Below are 23,390 nucleotides of genomic sequence, written 5' to 3'. Positions count from 1 at the left end.
ACAGGGACAGCGTTTTGGGTGCTATTGGCATTATGTTTCGCGGAACCCGCAGTCAGCGCAGGGTGGCTGCAAAGCAGCAAACCAGCAAAGAGGAACAGACTGAACAATATGCGGCGCATACGGCCCCCGGATAGTTGGCGGTGCAGGGCAACGAGCAAATATACATATGACTATATATGAAGGCCAGGGCGCTGGCAATGGGTAAGGAATTGGGCTATCGCGGCGTCTTCGCCGCACCTTATAGGTAATTTTCAGAGCCTCCCCCACCCTACGCGCGCTTTGCTGCGCCCGCCCACTCACCCGAAGTGAAGTAGTTTAGTCTCCGCTCCCCTATTCGGTAGCAATTACCTTTTGTGGCACAGCCTGATACACAAGCCTTCCCTAAAGCCGACGGCAGTCGCGAGCGTAGCGAGCCGTGGAGCGAGGGCGGAGGGTACGGGCAGCTCTGCTGCCCGTACATCTCCACGAGGCCTGAGAGGAATGAAGTCAAGCGTACGAGTCTTCGAGTGAGCGGAACAAATCTACTGAGCGCAGGCCGTAACCTAGCGGGGTCACGGGGTGCAGCCCCGTGGGTTTGGGGTTATGGGGTGCCGCACTTCGGGCCCCCTTTGGAAACACGGATTTTTTCCGTTTTGCGGCGTTGCTTGCTTTTTTGCAACGGGGGCAGGGCCAAAGAGCCCAGCCCGCCCTTGAAAAAAACCTTCGCGCCTTGCCAAACGAAAAAACTTCGTGTTTCCACCCAAGCGGAGCGGCAAACAATGCTAGTGCCGCCACTCCAAAAAAAAGAGTGGGGCAGCTACCGCCACCCCACACATCTTCACGAAAACTGAGAAAACCTGACAACTTCAAGCTAACCTCAAGTTAACTACTAGATTTTTTCTGTTTGGCAAGGCGCAAGTTGATTTTACGGGAGGGGTGACAATTCCGCAGGAAAGCGGAATTGGGAACCGCCCACAGGGCGGGAGCCGAAGGCCGAGGCCCAGGAAGGGCCGAGTCAACTCTTTGGTCCTGCCCCGCTTCAAAAATATCAAACAACGCCGCCAAACAGAAAAAGACAGCCCTTAGAAACCGAAACCGTCGCCGTCAGAGCCGGACGTCCCAAACCCGAAGGTATCAGGCACGCCGCCTGCTTCTTCAACCGCAGCCACTTCTTCCACCGCAGCAGCAGCACCCGCTGCGGCACCGGCTGCGCCAGCAGCCGCAAAGCTCATGCTGCCCACGGCTTTGGTAATAATATCTTTCACGGCTTTTTCAATTTCATTGTCATTAATGGCAACCTTGCCATCAAAAGCCGCTATTTCTGTCTTCATCTTGGCCATATCCGCCGTAAGGCCTTTATTGGTCTCTTCAAGGCTGGTAACCTTTTTTTGCAGGTCTTCCGTTTTTTGCTTGAAGGGAGCTAAAGCTTTGGCCTCGGCCTTAGCCGCTTCAGCCGCTTCATTGGCAGCGTCGGCTTCTTCTGTTTTTTCAGTGGCAGTATTTTTGGCTTCATCCACCAAATCCAGCAAGGCATGCATACCCTTTGCGTCGTTGGCTGGAATAGGAGTTATGGAAACGTTGTCGCCAAACTTGGCCTTTTGTTCTTCGGCCCAAATGGTAAAGCTGACACTACCGTTGTATTGCAGGTTGAAAAAGTTTGGCTGCAAGCACATAAGCCAGCCTTTCACCATGGGGGAAACAGCCTTGATGCAGCATTTGCACACAGGGCGGCCAATGGCAAAGGCAAGCAAGTCCCGCACTTGGGGGTTTTCCTGTTCTGCAATCACCCCAAGGGCGGTTTCCATGGAAAATATTTTGCGACCATCGTCAGACATGGGAGCCTCCTAAAAGAGCATTCTCATAGTTGCGTTGGGTTGTGGGCGGAGCATTTCAATTTTGAAATGCTCGTGGACGCGCAGCGGACACCCGCGAAGCGTGTCGTTTTATTGTATTTTCATCCTGCGTTCCATTAATATACCCATGTATGTTATGGAAAATAAGAGCTATTCTTCAAAGTAACACTATCTATCAGGCAATGTGCGCTGTGCCCGAGCGGGTCTTCCAGGTGAACCCCGGTGTTTTTGGCCGGGGTTGCCACATGCCGCTATTTACGGCCCATATAGCGCACGTAGGTGATGGCCGCCGTGCGGTACACCAGGTGGCCCAGCTTGGACCAGGGCAGGTATGCAAACAGCATGAACACTGCCACCAGGTGAATGTAATAGGTGATGAATGCCGGGGCAGTAAGCCCTGCCAGGCGGAACAACTGGCTACCCATGCCTGTTACGGCTACAGCCCAGATAACGCCCAGAAGGTACCAGTCGTAATAGCTGGAAGCTTGCTTGGCAGCATCAAGGCCTTTGCGGCGCAGGGTAAGGTAGGAAAGGCCCACCAGCAGCAGAATCATGCCAATGTTGGCCAGAATCTTGATGGGGTGGCCAAGGGGCAGGGGTGTTTCAATATAAATGCCGGAAAGGAACGGAATTCTGCCAAACCAGTGGCCAAAGGCAATGGTGCCTGTAACAATGGCAAGGGCAATAAAGCCGAACACCAGGGCCATGTGGCCTGTTTTGCGAATGCGCTTTTCTTCTGCATCGCCACATTCCGCAAAGCGGGAGTGGGGCAGAATTTCCAGTGCAATGGTTTCCACCAGGCATTGCAGCCAGTGCTTGCGCTTGCCCAGCACCATAACGCTGCCCTGGGGGCCAATGTTGGCAATAAGCCGCGTTATGCCTTTGTAAAAGCTGAACAGCACAAAGCCCACAACAACCATGAACAACGGGTCTATGACGTAGTCGCCATAGAACACACGGGCAAATTCAATGCCCACCCCTGGCTTGGGCATGGGGAACATGCCGCCGTGGGGGAAGTAGCCATGGAAATTGATGGAGGCCATAAACCACCACAAAAACAGGAACAGCACAGCGGGAATGGCAATAAGAATGGGCAGGTACTTGATGTCGCTCATCCAGGTGCCAATGGCGGTGGGTTCCACCAGTTTTTTATAGGCCATGTTGCGCATGGCAGCCATAAGGTCTGCCGGGCGCGCCCCGCGGGGGCACAGGTCGGAACAGCCGCCGCAGTTGTAGCACAGCCAAATGTCTGGGTCTGCCAGCAGTTTGTCTTTCAGGCCCCACTGGGCCCAAATCATTTCTTTGCGTGGGTAGGGGTTGTCTGCGGGGGAAATGGGGCAGGCTACACTGCACGTGGCGCACTGGTAGCATTTTTTTACCGTGTCGCCACCCGCGGCCTGTAGCTCGCGGATAAAGGAAATATCGGGTTCTATCCTTGCTGATTGTGCCATGTCATTCCTCCTAGTAACCCTTGAAGGGGTTGGGGCCCTTTTCAAAGATCATGCGCATGAACTCATCCACCATCTGGGGCACCTTGTCGTATTCGTCAATGGCCACTTCATACTGGGCCACGCGGTCAGGTTCAACACCCAGGCGGTTCAGGGTTTCGGCAATGTTTTCTTTGCGGCGGTTACAAATTTCAGAGCCTTTTACAAAGTGGCACTGGTAGTCGTCGCCGTATTTGCAACCCATTAGCATTACACCGTCAATGCCCTTGCTCATGGCGTCTGCCACCCAAATGGCGTTTACAGAACCAAGGCAACGCACAGGAATGATACGCACATACGGGTTCCAGGGGGTGCCACGCATGGCTGCCATGTCAAAGGCGGGCAGGGCGTCGTTTTCACACGCCAGAATCAGCACGCGGGGGCCTTCTGCTGCCATGTCGTCCGGCACCCTGATTTCACGAATCATGGAGCCGATCTGGTCGATATTGTAGTTTTCAAAGGAAATAACACGTTCCGGGCACGCCCCCATGCAGGTACCGCAGCGGCGGCAACGGGAGGGGTTGGGCTTTGGGGTGCCTTTTTCGTCGTCGTCCAGGGCGCCAAAGGGGCATTCTTCTGTGCAGCGCTTGCACTGGGTACAGCGCACAAAGTTGAATATGGGGTAGGAAAGGTCGCCGGAGCGAGGATGCACTGCCACGCCGTGGTTGGCAGACTCAATGCACTGAATGGCTTTGAGTGTTGCGCCATAGGCATCTTCTTCGGCGCTGTCCATGGTCATGGGCTGGCGCACGCAGCCTGCGGCATACACGCCTGTACGGCGGGTTTCGTAAGGGAAGCAGATGTAGTTGGAATCGGCAAAGCCGTCGAACAGGGCAAGGTCCGGGAAGCCGGGGCCCTGGCGGTATTCAAACTGCATGATGGGCCCTTTGGCCGTGGTGGGCACCATGCCTGTGGGCAGTACAATCATGTCCACTTCAAGTTCAATGTTGCCGCCAATAAGGGTGTTGTCGGCCCGCACCAGCAGGGTTTCGCCTTGCACCACCACTTCGCGGATATCGGCTTTGGTCATCATGATGCCAGGAATATTCTGCGCTGTTTTATAGAAGCGCTCGTGCACACCCTGCACTACCATGCTGTCATACAGAATGTAAGCAATGCCATCTTCATGGCGCTGGGTAACGTAGCCGGCCTGTTTCAGGGCTACCACGCTGTTCACCGCGTTGGAATACCCCAGGTGGCGGGGGCTTTCCATATCTGTATAGGCCGGAGCTTCTTCCGCTTCCGCCTTGGCAGGGGCTTTGTCCGGTGTGCATGCGGCTGCGTCTTCTGGGCAGTTACATGGGCTACCTTCCATGGGTTTGCACAGGTCTGTGTTCAGAATAAAGGCCACCCGGCTAGGAATGGGGGTGCCCAGTTTGTTCATTTTTTCAAACTCGGCTGTGGTTACCACCTTGGGGCTTTTGCCATAACCAAGGGGTTCCAGAAGGGCCGTGTTTTGTGGCTGCCAACCCGTTGCCAGCACCACGGAACCCACTTCATGGGTTTCCTCCCCTGCGGGGGTGGTGATAACAGCCGTGTATTCCCCAGGGCACCCGGAAAGGCTTTTCAGCGTGCTGCCAGTGAGAACGGTAATTTCGCTGTTGGCGGTAATTTCCTGTACTTTTGCAGCAATGTCCGGATCGTAAGGGGTGGTGTGCGGGGGGGTAATGGGGAATGTGTACCACAGGTTCAGGGCTTTGCCGCCGAGCTGGGCGTCTTTTTCCACCAGGGTGACTTTGTAGCCTGCTTCCGTGGCGGCCTTGGCTGCGGTAAGGCCTGTCCAGCCACCGCCCAGCACCAGAATGCGCTGGGACCCTTCCACAAGCTGCGGGGTGGGGCGGTTGCTTTTTTGCAGCTTCACCACGCCCATGTTGATATAATCGACTGCCATTTCAGTAAGCAGTTCAGGGGCTTCATCTTCTGTGTGGGGGGTGCCGTCCGGGTTTTTATAGGCCAGCACGCAGCCTTCACGCAGGGAAACACGTTCAACCTGAACGCCAGTGAAGCGGTACAGGTCCCAGTCAAACCGGGGGGAACTGCCGCACAGCAGTACGCCGTCCAGTTCATTCTCTTCAATGTCTGCGGTAATTTCTGCGCGGGCAGCTTCCTTTGCCATAATGGGGAATGACTTCACCACCGGGCACAGGGCGCTCCACTTTTTTTCCACACCACTGATGAGCTCTTCCACATCAAGACCGCCGCCAATGGCAGACTGGTCAAAATATACGCCTATTTTCGTCGCCATTTCTCCGCTACCTCCGTCTAACCGTCTGTATGGCTTTCAGGGCGGCGCTGGTGCCGGATTGGGCAGAGCGCATCACGTCAAGCGGTTGCTTGGCACAACCTGCGGCGAAAATGCCTTTTTCCGCTTCTTCCACCACAAAGCCGTCGTTGTCCAGGGTAACGCCAAAGGGGTTGCACCCGCTGGCAAGGCTTGGCTGCATACCTGTGGCAAGCACCACAAGGTCGTGCTGGTGCTTGCCTTTTACGCCATGCACTGCATCTTCCACCTCAAGCAGCACGTCGCCGCCCGCAAGGCCTTCCACCCCGGCAACTTTCCCTTTGACAAGGGTAATGTGCTCATCTGCCATGACCTTTTTACGGAAGTTTTCATACCGGCCAGGGGTACGCAGGTCTATGTAATAAATGGTCACCTTGGCGCTTGGGTACTGTTCACGCAGGTACAGGGCCTGCTTCAAGGAGGCCATGCAGCAAATGTAGGAACAGTAGTTCAGGTGGTTTTCGTCGCGTGAGCCTGCACACTGCACAAAGGCAATGTTTTTGGGACTGGCACCGTCGGAGGGGCGTGTAATTTTCCCCTTGGTTGGCCCGTGGGGGGAAGCAAGACGCTCCATTTGCATGTTGGAAATACAGTTTTGCAGGGTGCTTGCCCCAAGGTTGGTGAGGTTGGAAGCGTCATAAGGCTTCCAGCCGGTGGCAAGAACTATGCTGGCCACTTCCAGGGTAATTTCCCGTGGGGCCTCGTTCATTTCAATAAAGGGGTTGCCCGCCAGTTTGATCTGGTCTTCTTTGCCCACGGCGCTTTTGTCCAGTACATAGCGCGAAGGGAAGGAGAACGGGGCAGAAAGGTACAGCGGCTTGCGCTTGGCAAGGCCAAACTCAAAGTCGTTTTCCGCTTCCCCCTGAAGGGAAGAAGCAAGCAGGGAAAGGTCTGCGCTGTTTGGGGCTGTGTGGCGCGGCTCAATAGCAACGGTAACGGTAAAGTTGCCAGCGCTGCCTTGCACTTTTTGCACACAGGCCTGGGTAAAAAATTTGATGCGGGGGTTGTTCTTGATGCGCTGGAATTGAATTTCCAGCCCACAAGAGGGGGGGCAGAGCTTTGGAAAATACTTGTTGAGCTGTGCCACCCGCCCGCCAAGAAAGGGGCTTTTTTCGACGATGAACACATCATAGCCGACTTCGGCTGCCTCTATAGCGGCGGTAAGGCCGCTGAAGCCGCCTCCGACGACAAGTATGGCGTTGGACATCACGGGTTCCTCCCTGCGGTTATTGGGCATGGACAAACGGTCCAGGCAAGGACAATAAAGGAAACGCTGATTTATTCCGTTTGGCGGCGTTGCTTTCCTTTCTTCGCTCGAGCTTCGTGGTAATGTATGGTCAGCAAAGCTGCCCATACCCTCCACTCTCGCTCCACGACTCGCTACGCTCGCGACTGCCGTCGGCTATTTTGAAACAGCCCTGGACGGAAGAGTTGACTCGGCCCGTCCTGGGCCTCGGCCTTCGGCTCCCGCCCTTCGGGCGGTTCCCAATTCTGCTTTTCTGCAGAATTGTCACTCCTGCTACAAAAAAAGCTCGCGCCTTGCCAAACGAAATAACTGCGCGTTTCCGAAACGCCATGTATTGAGCGCTTCCTAAAGTTGTTACAGCCCTAGCTTAGACCGTTTTAGCCGCACCTGCAATGGGTGCTGTCGGCTGGTTTTACAGGCACGCTGGGCGTGCAGGCAAAGGGCCGCGGGGCCATAGGACCATACCGGAACTGTGTGAAGCATGACGTTGCAAAAATCCCGCATGGGCGGGATTTGAGAGTATTTCACGAGGGATCTGGGAAGGCGGAGCCTTCTCAAATAAAACGCAGTATATCAATTGTGAAATGGTCTCGATTCACTCAATGCGTCACCTGTAAAACAATTGGGGGGCCACCAGTAAGGTAGCCCCCCAAATTAGGCATTAGGTAGGAATGATCTGGTAGTAGGGCTTTTTGTATATTTTGGTCTGGCCCGTCTTAGGATCAAACTTGGAGTTTACAAAGCACTTCCACTTGTCATCGTCCAGGCCCATGAAGTCGGCTCTGTAGTAGAAGCCGGGGTAGCGCGATTCTTTACGGAAGTGAATGTGCTGCATGTGCAGGCGAACAGTCCACAGGCGGTGGTAGTTTTCCCAGCAGCGCAGCAGTTCGTGCAGGTCACGGGCAGCCAGTTTCAGTGAGTCTTCTTCCAGCATTTTCATGAGGTGGAAGGCTGTTTTCAGGGCTGCCTCAGAGGTGGTGTAGTAAGTGGAGCACCCTGCGCCGTATTCATCGGTGCACTTGATAAGGCGCATCATGAAGTTTTTGGGCGAAATGTACTCTGGGTTCACCACTGGGTCTGTGGAAGCGCCTTTGCCTGCCTCGAAGTTGTAGTACGGACGGTAGATTTCTTTAACAAGATCAGCGGCCGTTTCTGCAATGCTTGGCTTGAAGTCTTTGTGGTCGATGCACCAGCGTACCATTTGCTTGCCGCAAATACGGCCTTCAGCGTGGGAACCGGAAGAGAACTTGTGGCCGGAAGCGCCAACGCCGTCAGCACATGTCCACAAGCCATGAACAGAAGTCATGCGGTTGTAAACTTTGCCGTTGTCAGCGCGGATTTTGTAGTCTTCAGGAATCCAGTCTTCGTCTGGGCCGGAAACCCAAATACCGCAGCAGCCGGAGTGGGAGCCGAGGAGGTAAGGTTCCGTAGGCATGATTTCAGAACCGGTTTCTTCCGGCTGAATGTTCATACAAGCCCACAGGTTGGCCTGGCCTACGCACATGTCAAGGAAGTCTTCCCATGCTTCAGATTCCAGGTGCTTCTGCTGCTGTGCGTTGAGTGTTGCAAAGGTGGTTTGCAGGGCGGTTTTGGTGTCCATGTAAATGGGCCCGCGGCCTTCACGCATTTCACGCAGCATCATGTGGTTACGCAAGCAGGTAGGAATAACGTGGCCTTTTGCATAGCCACGGTCTTCGTAAGGCTTCAGCATTGCGCGGTTGGTTTCGCAGTAATCTTCACCCTTGAAGTTGGTGGCTTTTGCTTTGAACAGCAGGAACCATGCGCCCACAGGGCCGTAACCGTCTTTAAAACGGGCAGGCACGAAGCGGTTTTCCATCATGGTCATTTCTGCGCCAGCCTGGGCACACATGGTGTAGGTGGAACCTGCGTTCCACACAGGGTACCATGCACGGCCCATGCCTTCACCAGTGGAGCGGGGCTTGTACACGTTCACAGCGCCGCCGCAAGCTACCATCATGGTGTTGGTGCGGAAGATGTGCACTTCGTTTTCACGCAGGCTAAAGCCCACTGCGCCAGCAATGCGGTTGGGCACTTTGGCGTCGTTCAAAAGCTTCACGATGAAAATACGCTCCATGATGCGGCTTTCGCCCAGGGCATTTTTCGCAGCTTCAGCAACGATACATTTGTAGGATTCACCGTTGATCATGATCTGCCAGCGGCCGGAACGCACAGGGTCGTTGCCCTTGCGCAGGCTTTTGCCAGCAGCTTTGGCGGCAGCGCCGTCAAGGTTGTGGCCGTCTTCGCCTTTAATCCAGCAGGGAAGGCCCCAATCTTCAAACAGGTGAACGGAATCGTCCACGTGGCGGCCAAGGTCGAAGATAAGATCTTCGCGCACAAGGCCCATAAGGTCGGTACGCACCATGCGTACATAGTCTTCAGCAGAGTTTTTGCCAAGGTACGTGTTAATGGCGGAAAGGCCTTGGGCCACTGCGCCAGAACGTTCAAGGGAAGCTTTGTCAACAAGCAGTATTTTGAGCTCAGGGGCGAATTTATCTGCCCAGCGTACAGCTTCAAATGCTGTGCCGCAAGAACCCATGCCGCCGCCCACAATGAGGATATCCACATCGTGTTCTTTAACAACAGGTTCAGCAATGGCAAGACCTTTTACAGCTTCCTTAGTAGGAATCATCGGCATCTTCGTGTCTCCTTATCTGCAAAATGTTGGGGAGCTGGCGTGCAGGAAACGCTTTTGTTACCAGGAGATAGAGGCGTCTGCATCAGCCATTTCGAACTTCTTACCCATTGCTTCTGCGGGTTTGATGAGCTCTTTTTCGGTAAAGAGCAGTTCGTCTTCCAGGCTTACAGGTTCCGGGTGGCCTTCAAAAGGCTTAATGGAACCTTCCGGAGTTGTGCGGATAGGAAATTTGAAGCGCTTGACGTTGCCATTACGGAACTTGACAGTCCACATAATGGAATCTGCGGAGCGCATGGGGATACAGGTTCCACCCATGGGGGCAAAGTCTGCATAGGGGCGGGCGGTAATAGCGCCCTGGGGGCAAATCTTAACGCAGGAGTAACATTCCCAGCAAGCATCCGGCTCTTGGTTATAAGCCTTCATTTCCTCAGGATCGAGAATCATGAGGTCGTTGGGACAGATGTACATACAAGCGGTCTTTTCGCCACCCTTGCAGCCATCACATTTGGACGGATCGACGTAAGTCGGCATACTGGTCCTCCAACTGGTTATAAAAGGTGAATTGAAAGATATACCAGAAAACTCGACATGGCAGTCCAAAATAACAGGTATCCCTTTAATAGCATACCGAAATAAAACTGCCAACCGTAACGCTTGTGAAGAATTTAACAACTTATGGGGGTTAATGTCAAGAGGTTCAGTAAAAAGAACGCAGGGCTTTGTTTATTTTCTTGCCCCGCGTACCATTTCGCGCTAGAGAAGGCTGACAAAAAGTTTTTTATTTCACCCGTAATTTGCGGGGGTGTTTTGTTCTTCGCGCAGGGGCCTTTTTAGCCATAGGCGTGCAGGCCCTCCTATTACTGAATTTTCCGGAGAATTCATGAGTATACCGCATGGAAATAACCCTTCACGTCCTTTTAAACGTGAAGGTGATGCCAATGCCCGCCCCAGGGGTAACGGTGCCCCGCGCAGGCGCCCTGCCCCCCAGCAGGGTGGGGAAGTGGTTTTTGAAGACAGGCCAACGTCCATGACCGATGCGCTTATTGCCCTGGACCTTGACCTGATGAAGCTTTTAACCAAGCGTAGCCGCCTTGTGCAGCGCCTTCGTGGTGGCAAAGACCGTGCTGCCACCCCGCGGGCCATTCAGGACGAGAAAGCCATACGCACTGCGTGGGAAAAAAATGCGCTCTCCTTCAGTAAAGACCCGCGCTTCAGCCGTGAGCTGTTCAACCTGCTGCAAGAACTGAAAATGATCAGCAAGGTGGAAGCAGAAGGTTCTGACGGCTTCCTCCTTTCCCCTGCAAGAAAGCCTGTAGCCATGAACATTCATGGCCCGGCCTGTGGCCTTGCGGCCAAAATTCAGCTTGCCCTTGCCGCTGCCCTGGGCCAAAAGGTGGCCCTGGCCCCGGTGTTGTTTACCGATGACATGGGCGATTTTATTGCAGCCCTTGGCCGGGCTGGCACGGAAGTGGAAAAGAAAGCCAATGGTGCTGCTACCTGGTTCCTTTCCTTGCCGGGGAAAGCTGCCCTTACTCTTTCCGGGGCTACCCTGCATGTGGGGGAATGTCCTTTTGCCTTGCACCTGTTTGCCTTTCTTGCCACAGGCAAACCCGGTACCCTGCGCATTACAGGCGACGCCGGGCTGAAAAACCTGGACCTGGCAGGCCTGCGCGCCGCATTGCCCCGCCTTGGGGCGCGGCTTTCCCACGTGGTGCCCCGTTCCAAGGGGTTGCCAGTGAACCTGGAAAATTCCGGTATGTTGCCCACAGCCATGGAAGTGCCCGCTGAACTGCCTTTTGAAGGCGTGTGTGCCCTGGTGGTGGCTGCTGCTGCCTGGAACCAGGCCATGACCCTGGATTTTTCTGCTCTGCCTGCTGCCATTGCGGCTTCTGCCCTGGCCACAGTGCAGCCTGTGCTGGCGGCGTGTGGTGTGCAGTTGCAGGTGGAAGGCCACCTGTGCACCATTACCCCGGCAACGGTGCAGGTGCCTGCCCAGCCCGCTGTGCCCATGGACGCTTTGCTCAGTGCCTACTTGCTGGCACTGCCCGCTTTTGTGGGGGGCCGCGCCTGCCTGCAGGGCCAGTGGCCCAGCCACATGGCAAGCGCAGCCGACGCAGCCGCCCTGCTTTCCTGGGCAGGGGTGACCCTTGCTGTTGAAGCCGGGGCTGTGACCGCAGTGTGTGATAAAGAAGCGTTTGCTACGGCCCTGCACGGGGTTGAGCTTGAAGGGGAATTCCTGCCCCTGTATGTTGTGCTGGCGGCCCGCGCCTGCCAAATGGCCAAAGGGGAGTTTGTGTTGCCATACCCCCTGGCAGGCCGTTCTTTAAGCCTGGCCAATGAATTGTTCTTCCGCCTTGATCTTGTGTGTGACGGCGCAGCCGTGCACCCTGTGGCACAAGGCACGCAGGTTGCTGCGGGCACAGTGGCTGAACCAGGAACGGAAGCTGGCGCAGAAGTTGCCGCTGAAGTTGTTCCGGCCATTCCCTGGACAAGCCCAAGCCCTTACTGGAGCATGGCCCTTACCCTGGCTGCCCTTACCCGGCCCGGCCTGCGCCTGGTAAACCCCGGTTCTGTCACTGCGGTTATGCCTTCGTACTGGGGTATTATTAACAGCCTGCCTGCCCCCTTCGACCCCGCAGCCCCTTCTACCAAGCCCAAGGAGCAAAGCGATGCACCCGTTAGACGACGAATTATTGCCGAATGATGCAGCGGCGCTTACGGAACAGATTGCGGAAGTAGATGCCCGGCTGCACGCGTGCGATGAGCACATTGCTGACCTTATGAGGCGGGAAGACCCGGCTGGCGGGGTGTTCTTTGCTGCGGAAATACACGCAGCCAAGCAGAACAAGTTCAAGCTGGTGTATCAACGGGCGGTGCGGGTCGCCAAACGGAATCGTTTATAGGGAAACACTGTCTTTTTCCGCTAGGGCTGCGTTGAGATGAACACCCAGCAAAGCTGTCTGTTCCCTTCGCCCTCGCTGCACGGTTCGCTATGCTCACGACTACCGTTAGTAATTTGAATGGGGTTACGATGATACGCATCGTAACCCCATTTTTTTTGCTTTACCGTACTGCGCGGGACAATGTGTGGCTTATCCCCGGCTTGTCCACTGCACCAGCTTGGCCTGGAGTTCGTCAATATCTATGGGCTTGGTAATGTGGTCATTCATGCCAGCGGCAATGCTTTTGTCCCTGTCTTCCTGCATGGCGTGGGCTGTCATGGCAATTATGGGCACGGTACGCATGGCTTCGCGCCCTTGTCCCCGAATGAGTTTGGCAGCGGTGAGGCCGTCCATAACCGGCATTTGAATGTCCATGAGCACGCAGTTCACGTCTTGGGTGCCCAGAATGGTGACGGCTTCCAGCCCATTGCCCGCCACCAGAACGGTTATGCCCAAATCTTCCAGCAGGGCAACGGCAATTTCCTGGTTAATTTCGTTGTCTTCTGCCAGCAGAATGCGCAGGCCCGCCAGTGAGCTGTTGTCTTGCAACTGGGCGGGTAACTTTTCATGGGCTATTTCTTCCTGGCTGGCTTTGGCAAGGGTCAGGGTAAAATAGAACGTGCTGCCCCTGCCCGGCGCGCTTTCCACCTGAATGCTGCCGCCCATGAGTTCCACCAGCAGCTTGGAAATAACCAGGCCAAGGCCTGTGCCGCCATATTTGCGCGTTGTGGAAACGTCGGCCTGGGCAAAGGGTTGGAACAGGCGGGAAAGCTGTTCCTGGGTCATGCCAACGCCCGTGTCTGAAACCTCAAAACGCAGGCGCACGTTGTGTTCTGTTTCTTTTTCCTGATGAATGCGCAGGGCCACTGTGCCTTTTTCCGTGAATTTAATGGCATTGCCGCACAGGTTAAGCATAACCTGGGAAAGGCGCAGGGAGTCGCCTTTGAGCATGTCTGGCACTTGTGCGTCTGCTTCAATAAGAAGCCGCAGCCCTTTGTGTTCCGCCTGAGACTGGAAAAGGTCCTGCACCGTGTGTGTCATGGCATGGAAGGAAAATGGGGCAGCGTCCAGGGTTAGCTTGCCCCCTTCAATTTTGGAAAAGTCCAGAATGTCGTTGATAACGCCCAGCAAAATTTTGGCAGAAGCCTGAATTTTAGTCAAAAACTGAAGCTGTTCCGGCTGGGGGGATTTGCTCATGGCCAGGTGGGTAAGACCAAGCACGCCATTCATGGGGGTGCGAATTTCATGGCTCATGCGGGCAAGGAAGTCGCTTTTGGCCTGGGCGGCTTTTTCTGCTTCATCTTTGGCCTGGCGCAGCGTTTTTTCATTGCGTTTTTGTATGCGCAGGTCGCGTATGTAGCTTAGCACCAGGGGTGCATTGGGCCTGTCAATGCGCATGTGGGTGGCTTCACACGGCAGCAGGGTGCCCTCTGCCGTGGTCAGGGTAATTTCCTCGCGGCAATAGCCTTGGGCAATGGCTTTGGCAAAGGCTTGGCGCAGGTGTTCCTGCGGGGGAAAGTGGAAACGCTCCCAATTATCAAAAACGTCCTGGGGTGTTTGTACTTCCAGAAAGGTGAGAAAGCCGGGGCTGACGGTTTTCAGTTCATCGCCATCCCACACCAGGTAGCCGTCCAGGGAGGCTTTGAACACGGTGGCCATCACTTCTTCCAGCTCGCGCTTTTCCGCGGCGTCTTCTTCAAGCTGCGAGGTGTGGGAATAAATATCCCCAAGGTGCACGCTGAATTTGTCCAGCATCAGGGCCACGTCATACAGTTCTGCAATACGAATGGTAGGCATGCTCACATGCAGGTTGCCAAGCTGAATTTCCCGCAGTTTTTGGGCAATCCAGCGCACGGGGCGGGCCAGGTAACGGTGCACCAGCAGCAGGTAGCCCGCCAAAAACGCAATGGCAATGCCATATAGAATGCGCGAACGCTGGTGCGCCTGTTCAGAGGCTTCGGCAATGGCAGTGAGTGCTTCCTCGCTGGCGTTTTCCGATTCTGTGCCAATATTGTCGCGAATTTCCCGCAGTGTTTCGTCAATTAATTCCCAGTGTTCACGCGCTTTCAGGGTGTCCCCCCGAATTTGCCGCCGGGTGGTGCTGTATTGGGCAAATAGGTTTTCCAGCTCCTTGCACTGGGAACGGGTGTCTTGCTCCGGGGGCAGTATGGCCCGGCACAGGGCAAAGGTTTCCTGCATGCTTTTTCCGTCTTGTAATTCCAGCAGTGCCAGTGCTTTTTCGCTTTGTGTTTCTAACTCTCCCAGTTGTATAGAGGCCAGAGAGGATGCTAAAAACGCCTTGAACATGGCCTGGGCTTCTTTAGGCTTGTTCTGGGTAAACAGAAGCGAATGCAACAGATGATGAAAAGAAGCGGAAAGCTGGCCCAGAATTTGCCTGTTCTGGTACACAGCGTCTTTATATTCTGTGAGTTGAGCAATCAATGAATACAGCCGTGCTCCCTTGCCAAGAAAGTCTACATCACGCACAAACACCGATTCAGCAAGAAGTGCCTGGGCATTAATGCGGGCGTTGCGCCGGGTAAGGGGGTCTTCCGCTGCATAGGCCACCTCTGCCACGCGGCGCAGGCTTTCTATGTTAATAAAGGTGCGCTGGTTTTCCAGCATTTCCGGCAGGCTTTTTTCCTGCACCTGTGCAGAAATATTGGCAATGGCGTCAATGTCGTGCAGGCTTTGCTGGCTTACGTAAATAAAAACAAACAGCAGCACAAATGAAGCCAGCCCTAAAAATGCCGCAATGGGAACACTGAAAGGGGAGTGGGGCGTACCAGTATTTTCTGGCGGTATTTCTTGTGGGGGCTGGTTCATTGGCGTTTAAAATATGTTGAAGTCAAAGTATTTTCTGTTGATTTTTCCGTATTGGCCGCTTTTGCGTATGGCCTGAATCGCCTTGTTAATATCCTGGCGCAGTTCAGGCTGCTTTTTTGAAACCGTAACAAAAGAGGCACCTGTGAGTATTTCTGCGGTAACAGGCCCACCCACGGCTTCAAGTTGCGAACCTTCCTTGGATTTTAAATAGGCATAGGCGGGCAGGCCGTCGGTAAGAATAACATCCACAGCGCCCTTTTTCAGGTCGTCATACACTTCTTCATACAGGTCTTTAATAACAAGCACAGAATCTTTGTAGACCTCTTTCAGGTGGACTTCCTGCACGGTGCCTGCCTGCACCCCAATGCGTTTGCCTTTCAAGGCAGCCGGGGTAACGGCCGTTACCGTGCCGGGGCGTTCCACAAACACGCTGTGGGAACGGTAGTAACGGTCGGAAAAATCCACCAGCTCTTCCCGGCCCGGCAGGGTACCCATGCCCACCACCCCAATGTCCACACTGCCATCCATAATGCTGGGAATGACCTGGTCAAAAGGCATAATCACTATTTCACAATCGCGCTTCATTTCAGCGCAAATGGCGTGGGTAAAGTCCACATCAAAGCCCGTAAGTTCTTTATTGTCGTTATAATAGGCGAAAGGCGGGTAGGGAACGTCAATGGCAACCCGAATGGGCTTTTGCGCAGCAATAACACTGGTGGGAATGCAGAATAATAACAATACGAAAAAAAGAATGCGCATAACGTTCTCCTGTGGTGATGTGAATACGTTGTCTGAGCCAGTAACTAGAAAGTAATTTACCAATGAACCGAGCCAATAGGAACGCAGGACAGAACAGGGGAACAACGTGCCCCTGCCGCAAGCTGAGCCACAGGCGTGGCGTGTTAAACAGGCCCAGGCGAGCTGTGTTGGCAGTTAAGCAACTCTTTCTGGTGGTGGATGCTCTAGCCATATTTAGGCTAACATACTGTTTTCCTTTAAAATTGTACTGGGGAGCCGGAATTGCGCAACCTGTATGTGTATGCTGTTAGCATAATCAGAAAAAGTTGCATAGCGTGTATTTTCTCGTGGATACCATTCTAAAATTGTGGTGCGCATAACTTTTCCTCCTTGCAGGTTGTTTTTTATAGGTGAAAACAGCCGGAAAAGTGTCACATTTGCAACATATCTTGCTGAAAAAATACAATATTTTCACGGGCTGTTCCAGAAATATTTAGTCCCTATGGCTATTTTTGTACACCTCTTGCCAGCATGAGCCGCAGGGGGTATACAATTTAAATATGTAAAAAAAATCACTTGTTGGAGAGAACAATGAAAACATTATTTGCTGCCCTGTTGCTGCTGGCTATGGGGGGTTCCTCTGCTATGGCTGGTGAACCTGTGTTGCGTATTGCCATTGATTCCCCTTACCCTCCGTTTGCCTATACCGACCCGGCAACAGGCAAGCTTACTGGGTTTGACTACGACATCGCTATGGAATTATGCCGCATTATGAACCGGGAATGTGAAATTACCTCGGTGGCTTTTGACAACATCATTCCTGAAATTGTTGCCCAGAAAATAGACATTGGTGTGGCGGGCATGGCCAAAACTCCGGAGCGGGAAGAAAAGGTGCTGTTTAGCGACAAATATTTCCGTTCCAGCAGCGTGTTTATGGGCATTCCCGGTACGCTTGTTGCCACTGTGGAAGGGTTGAAAGGCAAAAAAATTGGGGTGCAGCATAAAACTACCCAGGAAACATACCTGCGCAAAACCTTTGGTAATGTTGCCGAAATTGTGACCTTTTCCAACTTTGATGAAATAATGAACGCCACCCTGAGCAAAACAATTGATGTTGCTTTTGTGGACGGCTTGCCAGGGTATGCGTTTTTGAAAACAGAAAAAGGGGAGCACCTGGATATTGTGGGTGAACCCATTATGCTTGGCAGCGGTTCCTGCGTTGTGCTCAATAAGTCATTAACAAAAGAGCGCGACGCCATTAACGAGGCTATTCAGACCATGCGTAAAAGCGGAAGGTATGATGTGCTGAACCGTAAGTATTTTGAATTTAACGTGTATTAAACAAGTGTCATGGGGTGTGTTTGGAACGGCCACCTGTGTGCCGCCCCAAGCGCACCCATACAGCGTTGCAAGCGCATGGTGTTTGGTTGCAGGAGTCACTGGCTAAACTGGTTTTGGCAATGCTGCAATACGAGCTGCAAGTGGCAAGCACCAGCATTTTCCCTAGGAGTGCGGAATGGGAGAAAAGTGTAGTCTTAGCCCAAAACTACATGGTAAAAAAAGGCTACAGTGGAGCATTACAACGTTTAAAGCCCTGTGCTTGATCTGTTTTTTTGCTGGCATAGCCCTTATTAGCATAGAAGAATTTTCCAATGTTGGCATGATTGAAAAACAGGCCGCTGAACTGAAAAAAGAAAAGCTTCCCGGTTTTATTGAAAACCAGAGAACTCTTGCCAACATTGAAAGCTTGCGCCGCATGGCGGAAGTAACGCGCATTAGTGCAAACCCCAAAGACCGCCGCCATGCCCGCATTAGTGCAGATGCACTGAGTGCGGAATCTATTTTTGACCAAGACCCGGGTTTTAAGCAGGCAGCCAGGGCCATTGCCGCTTCCATTCGTGAACTTGTGGATTCACGGGGTAATGAAGACAGCCAGAGCAATGCCATACACGAGCAGGGCAAAGCCATTGCTGTTGCCATTAAGCAGCTTGCCTTGCTTGCTGCCACGCAAGAGCAGGCCCTGCACCTTATTGAACTGGGAACCACCTACCTTTTTGGCAATCCGGTTGGGCAAAGCCCAAACCTGGCCCAGGAGCAGGCCAAAGTGCAGGAACTGCTGGCCACCTTAATGGTAACGTTTGAGGCAGGTGCGGGGGGAGAGCATGACAGCAAGGGCGCTGCCACCGTTCTTGCTTCCATAGAACGTTTGCTGCAAGAACGGCTGGCACTGATTACAGCCCTGGTGAACCTGCAACAGCGTTCACGCTCCATTTGGGAAGGCATTGACGTAAGCCTGCGCAGCATGCGCGATTTGGTCACCTCTGGTTCTGAAGCGGTTATTGCTTCTTCCCTTACCTCCATACAGGAGCGTTCAGGCCAGACCCTGCGTACTTCTGTGATGCTGTATTTGGTGATTACAGGCCTGTTTGCTCTGTATTTTTTGGCCGAACATGTGCTTATAACCAAGCCGTTGCACTGGATTTCAGAAACGTTGGCAGCCATTCAAAAAGGGAAGCTGGAAGCCAACCAGCCGGTAATACGCATTAAAGAACTTTCTCAGGTGGCTGAACTTTTGCAATTGTTCAGTGAACATTTGGCAGAACTTTACAGCCGTGCCAACACCCTGGAAGAAGATGCCGCAAAAAAACGCAACCTGGAAGCCATTATGCAGGCTGTGTTTAGCGTTTCCCTTGATGGCTACGTGGTGTGGAACGCCCAAGGCTTGTACGAGGTGAGCGAAGGGGCTCTGGCCCTGTTTGAAGCCGCTTCCCAGGAAGAGTATTATGCCAAGCTGACTCGGCGTAAGACTCTCGCAAAAAAGGCACAAGAGGTGCAGGAGCATTTAGAAATTTCTCCCATTTGGCGAGAGGAGGTGGAACTTCCCATTGAGGAAGGCAAGGTAGTGGCCTGTGAAATGACCCACCTTATGGTGCACATTAATAATGCCCCCACCATATTGACCTACCTGCGTGACCAAAAAGAACAAAAGCAGAATGAGCGAGCCTTGCAACAGGCAAAAGAGCATGCCGAAAATGCGGCCCAGGCCAAAAGCGAATTCTTGGCCCGCATGAGCCATGAAATACGCACCCCCATGAACGGCGTTCTTGGCCTTACCCGCATGGCCCTGGAAACGGAACTTTTACCCAGGCAAAAAGAACTTTTGGAAAAAATTCAGGCTTCTGCAAAAATTCTGCTTGGGGTTATCAACGATATTCTTGATTTTTCCAAAATTGAAACAGGGAAGCTGCAACTGGAGCAGCGCCCCTTTCATTTGAACGAAGTATTCACCACCATCAGCGACATCTTGGCGCACCAGGCAGCCAGCCATGCCATAGATTTTACACAGCGCATTGACACAGCGTTTTTTGCGGCAACGCCCCTTGTGGGCGACGGCCTGCGCCTGAGCCAGGTTTTGCTGAACCTGTGTGGCAACGGTATTAAGTTTACTCAAAAGGGTGGGGTTGTGCTTGCTGTGGCCCACAACACTGTGGGCACCAACACCGTGCAGTTGCATTTTTCCATTAAGGATACGGGTATTGGTATTGCCCCGGAACAGCATGCGCGATTGTTCCAGCCTTTTGCCCAGGCAGACAGTTCCACCACCCGCAAATACGGGGGAACAGGCCTTGGACTGATGATTTCCAAACTGCTGGTAGAGCAAATGGGTGGTAGCATACAGTTGCACAGTGAACTTGGGCAGGGTAGCGAGTTTTCCTTCAGCCTGGAATTACCCCTGTATACCCGTGCTAGCGGGGAATGTGTATTGGAAGAATGCGCGCATGATGCTGTGGATTTTTCCGGAAAAACCCTGATTGTGGCGGAAGATAACGACATTAACCAGGAAATTATTCTGGCTTTCCTGGAAGCCATGGGCATAACCGTGTATTTGGCCAATAACGGGAAAGAAGCCGTGGCCCTGTTCCAGCAGTATGCGACTGATGGTATTCTCATGGATATTCAAATGCCTGTTATGGACGGCCTGACTGCCACACGTGCCATACGGGAAAGTGGCATGCCGCAAGCCCTGCATGTGCCCATAATTGCCATGACAGCCCACGTGCTGCAAGAGGATGTGGAAAAGAGCATTGCCGCAGGCATGAATGCCCACCTGACAAAGCCCATTAACCACCAGGAGCTTATTGCCTGCCTCTCCAAGTTTCTGGCATAGGGAAGCGCTTTGATTGGGGGACGCTGTCCCCCAGTAAAATGCAATAATACCCTTAAGGCTTGGCTTTGCGCACCAGCTTTTCCTGCGGCAACCACTGGGTGAGTATGCTGTGCAGTTTTTGGGTTTCAACGGGTTTGGCAATAAAGTCGTTGAGGCCAGCGTGCAAGAACATTTCCCGCACGCCGGAAATGGCGTTGGCTGTCAGGGCAATAATGGGGAGTGTGGTAAAATACTCGCCCTCAAGCCCGCGCACTTCCCTGGTGGTGTCTATGCCGTCTTTGCCGGGCATCATGTGGTCCATAAACACCAGGTCGTACCTATTTTCCCGAATCATTTTTATGGCTTCAGCGCTATTATCCACTGTGTCCACATGCATGTTGTAGGGGGCCAGCAGTGCTTCGGCAATCAGCAGGTTCAGGGCAATGTCGTCCACAATCAGCACCCTGGCTTCGGGTGCGGTAAAGTACAGTGATTCTTGCTGTTTTTCTGAATACAAGAGTGAAGTGTTCTCGCTGTTCACAATGTCTGCAATTTGCAGGGTGTGAATTGGCAGCACCAGGCCCAACTGATTTTGGGAAATGTTTTTGTCGCCAAGGTCACTCATAAGCACCAGGCGGGTGTCCGGGTGTTCTGCAAACAGGGGTTTGGCCTGTTCAAACAGGGGGGCGGCAACAAAGGCAAACTGGAACGTGCCGGCAGCAAGGGCAGCGGTCACTTCTTCACAGGTGTGGCACAAGGTGGCTGCAAGGTGCAAATTGTGCATGGATTCCATAAGGCTTTGGCTGTACTGCTCGCGCTGTTCAAACACAAGGCACCGCTTGTTTTCCGGGTGGTCAACCTGGGCCAGGGGCTTGTAGTCCACAATGGCCTGGGGAATGGTGGCGGTAAATTCACTGCCTTCACCATACACGCTTTCCACGGTAATGGAGCCGTGCATGAGTTCGCACAGGTTTTTGGAAATGGCCAGCCCAAGGCCTGTTCCCTGAATGCTTCTGTTCTTGCGGGTATCCATTTGGGAAAACGTATCAAACAGTTTGCCAATGTCTTCTTGCCGAATGCCTATGCCTGTGTCTTGGATGGAAAACACCAGAAGAATGGTGTCGCCCTTGCATTCCCCGCGCACGGTAAAGTGTATGTTGCCATTATGAGTAAATTTCGTGGCATTGCTCAGTAAATTGATAAGTATCTGGCGCAGGCGTATTTCATCGCCAATCAATTCGTTGGGCAGCTCGCTGTCTATGTTCACCGTAAAGGAAACCAGTTTTCCTTCAAGGCGCATTTTGGCCATGGTAATGACATCATTCAGGAGCGAGGCAAACAGGTAACGCACAGGAATAATTTCTAACTTGCCGGACTCCACCTTGGAAATATCCAGAATGTCGTTGATAATGCCCAAAAGGTTTTGGCAGGCCTGTTTAATGGTTAATGCGTCTTTGTGCACCTTGGGGCTGGTTTCTTCGCGCAGAATAAGCTCGGTAATGCCCACAATGGCGTTCATGGGGGTGCGTATTTCATGGCTCATATTGGCCAGAAAGTTCGTTTTTAGTTGTGAAATGCGCTTCAGTTCTTCCTGGTTTTCTTCTCCCTGGGCTATCATGGTGCGTAAACTGGTCACCATGGTGCGCAAGGCATCGGCCAGGGTGCCCACTTCATCGTTAGAGTGTAAATCCAGGTCTTTGGTTATATTGCCAGCGGAAACTTCCTTGGCGTAGTCTATGGTTTTAAGAAGCATGTGTACAATATAATTGCCAATAAAGACAATGAGTAACGTGAAAAGAACCAGCGAAGCAACCGATATAAGACCTATCTGATTACGTAAAAAGGTAATGGGCGCAAACACTTCACTTCTGTCTACCTTCACAATGGCAGTCCAGTTGGTCAGTTTGCCAGTGGCAAATACGGCCAGCCAATCAGCATTGTTCCAGGTGTAGTTAAGCGAGCCATTGCGCATGCTGGCCATTTTGGGGGTAAGGTCTGTGGCCTTTACAGGGGCCATAATAAAGCGGGCTTCCGGGTGGTCAAGCACTTCCCCTAAGTTGTTTGAAACAAAGGCATAGCCGTGCTCACCAATGCGCACAGGCGCAACGGAAACAGTACTCAGGGGCGTGAAGTTTACTACCGCCCGCACAAGGCCTACCACCTGTCCATCAAGCACCACAGGCGCGTAAAAGGGGATCAGGGTTATGTTTGCTTCTCGGGTAAATGCGTGGCCCACAAAGCTTTTTTTCTGTTCAATCACCCTCTGTCTGGCTTCTTCATCGTTCATGTTTGTGGAAATGGTTTCCACCATGTTGCTGGCCAGAATGGTGCCGTCTCTGCTGAGTATGTCAATACTCACATAGTTGTTGTTCTTAACTTGTGAACGGTTGGTCATGGAATAAATAAGCTCTTCCTGGGCAGCAATAAACTGGGGGCTTGTTTTACTTCGTTCATTGCGGAACAGGGACATAACTGGCGGAATGTTGCAGATGCCTTGAACGTCCAGCAAAATATTCTGGGCGGAGTTTTCCAGCCCGTCCATAACAGACCGGGCCTGCACCGTAAGGGTTTGGGTAATTGCCTCGGTGAGGGATTGTTTGGATTCTGAATAGATATGCCAGCCCGTGAAGCCAAGGGAAAGTGTATAAAATATGAGAAGAGGAATGAGTATTTTTCCTCTGAGCTTTATTTTCATGTGAGATAACCCATGTAGAAGGACCAGGGCAAATGCCGGAATGGAAGTAGCATTGGGTGTGATATGCAAGGCGAAAACAGGAAGATACTATGATGTATTATATATAACTTTTACAGAGAGAGGTTGTCAACAGGGGGATGGGGGTAAAGGGGGGTAAGGGGGGTAGGGTGGATGTTAGGTTAGGTGAGTTATTTTAGAGGTGGCATTGTGTAGTTTCGTGCGGCGTGCCGCCGCGTACGCTTGTGGTTTTTTGTTTTGTTTGCCGCTCTGAATGGGGCAGGGGGCCGCACAAGGGCCCCCTGACCCAAGCGGAGCGGATAAATAAAGAGAACAGAGGAATGGTGTGGCGCTTGCGCCGCAAGAAATTACTATCCCCGTAAGAATACTGGATCCCCGCCTGCGCGGGGATGACATCTCCAAGAAATGGCCAGTCGTCTTACTGGCAACTGGATCCCCGCCTGCGCGGGGATGACAGCGCCAGGGCTACACGCTTTGCCAAACGAAAATACTTTGTGTTTCCAAATCCAAGCGGAGCGGGTA

13 protein-coding genes are annotated in these 23,390 nt (G+C 53.0%); 4 read left to right on the top strand and 9 right to left on the bottom strand.

Features of this window, described 5'->3' with window-relative positions; translation table 11 throughout:
* Positions 1 to 1,061: 1,061 nt before the first annotated feature.
* From G497_RS0111125 to aprB, 6 genes are all read right to left on the bottom strand, one after another.
* Positions 1,062 to 1,814 carry a hypothetical protein gene (locus G497_RS0111125; protein WP_027188195.1) on the bottom strand — a complete coding sequence of 251 codons (753 nt, stop codon included), beginning with the start codon at positions 1,812 to 1,814 and terminating at the stop codon, positions 1,062 to 1,064.
* Positions 1,815 to 2,083: 269 nt separating this feature from the next.
* Complete coding sequence (gene qmoC / locus G497_RS0111120; protein WP_027188194.1) at positions 2,084 to 3,283, bottom strand: quinone-interacting membrane-bound oxidoreductase complex subunit QmoC; 1,200 nt, start codon at positions 3,281 to 3,283, stop codon at positions 2,084 to 2,086.
* 10 nt (positions 3,284 to 3,293) lie between these two features.
* Positions 3,294 to 5,564, bottom strand: coding sequence for a hydrogenase iron-sulfur subunit (locus tag G497_RS0111115; protein ID WP_027188193.1), 2,271 nt, complete (start codon positions 5,562 to 5,564; stop codon positions 3,294 to 3,296).
* A 7-nt stretch (positions 5,565 to 5,571) separates the two neighbouring features.
* Positions 5,572 to 6,807 carry a CoB--CoM heterodisulfide reductase iron-sulfur subunit A family protein gene (locus G497_RS0111110; protein WP_027188192.1) on the bottom strand — a complete coding sequence of 412 codons (1,236 nt, stop codon included), beginning with the start codon at positions 6,805 to 6,807 and terminating at the stop codon, positions 5,572 to 5,574.
* A 700-nt stretch (positions 6,808 to 7,507) separates the two neighbouring features.
* Entirely contained in the window at positions 7,508 to 9,502 is a 1,995-nt protein-coding gene (gene aprA, locus G497_RS0111105; protein ID WP_027188191.1) for an adenylyl-sulfate reductase subunit alpha, read from the bottom strand.
* 57 nt (positions 9,503 to 9,559) lie between these two features.
* Positions 9,560 to 10,033 (bottom strand): adenylyl-sulfate reductase subunit beta, encoded by a 474-nt coding sequence (gene aprB, locus G497_RS0111100; RefSeq protein WP_027188190.1) that lies wholly within the window; start codon positions 10,031 to 10,033, stop codon positions 9,560 to 9,562.
* 349 nt (positions 10,034 to 10,382) lie between these two features.
* Between aprB and G497_RS0111095 the strand changes: the two genes are divergently transcribed.
* Positions 10,383 to 12,206, top strand: a complete 1,824-nt coding sequence (locus tag G497_RS0111095) for a hypothetical protein (protein WP_027188189.1) — start codon at positions 10,383 to 10,385, stop codon at positions 12,204 to 12,206.
* Positions 12,172 to 12,405, top strand: coding sequence for a hypothetical protein (locus tag G497_RS0111090; protein ID WP_027188188.1), 234 nt, complete (start codon positions 12,172 to 12,174; stop codon positions 12,403 to 12,405). Before G497_RS0111095 ends, G497_RS0111090 begins: the two co-directional genes overlap by 35 nt.
* A 189-nt stretch (positions 12,406 to 12,594) precedes the next feature.
* Here the strand turns inward: G497_RS0111090 and G497_RS19280 are convergent, their stop codons facing one another.
* Entirely contained in the window at positions 12,595 to 15,270 is a 2,676-nt protein-coding gene (locus G497_RS19280) for an ATP-binding protein (RefSeq protein ID WP_051258069.1), read from the bottom strand.
* A 6-nt stretch (positions 15,271 to 15,276) separates the two neighbouring features.
* On the bottom strand, positions 15,277 to 16,029 hold the full coding sequence (locus G497_RS0111080) for a transporter substrate-binding domain-containing protein (protein WP_051258068.1): 753 nt from the start codon (positions 16,027 to 16,029) through the stop codon (positions 15,277 to 15,279).
* Positions 16,030 to 16,599: 570 nt separating this feature from the next.
* Between G497_RS0111080 and G497_RS0111070 the strand changes: the two genes are divergently transcribed.
* Positions 16,600 to 17,349: a transporter substrate-binding domain-containing protein gene (locus G497_RS0111070; RefSeq protein WP_027188186.1), complete on the top strand. Its 750-nt coding sequence runs from the start codon at positions 16,600 to 16,602 to the stop codon at positions 17,347 to 17,349.
* Positions 17,350 to 17,608: 259 nt separating this feature from the next.
* Positions 17,609 to 20,176 carry a hybrid sensor histidine kinase/response regulator gene (locus G497_RS19275; RefSeq protein WP_169727000.1) on the top strand — a complete coding sequence of 856 codons (2,568 nt, stop codon included), beginning with the start codon at positions 17,609 to 17,611 and terminating at the stop codon, positions 20,174 to 20,176.
* A 52-nt stretch (positions 20,177 to 20,228) separates the two neighbouring features.
* Here G497_RS19275 and G497_RS19270 read toward each other — a convergent pair whose 3' ends face one another.
* Positions 20,229 to 22,850: an ATP-binding protein gene (locus G497_RS19270; protein ID WP_051258066.1), complete on the bottom strand. Its 2,622-nt coding sequence runs from the start codon at positions 22,848 to 22,850 to the stop codon at positions 20,229 to 20,231.
* Positions 22,851 to 23,390: the final 540 nt, after the last annotated feature.

The sequence above is a fragment of the Desulfovibrio cuneatus DSM 11391 genome (genome assembly GCF_000430005.1).
Classification (GTDB): Bacteria; Desulfobacterota; Desulfovibrionia; order Desulfovibrionales; family Desulfovibrionaceae; genus Frigididesulfovibrio; species Frigididesulfovibrio cuneatus.
The sequence above is the reverse complement of the archived record's forward strand: the minus strand, read 5'-3'. Positions and strand labels throughout refer to the sequence as shown.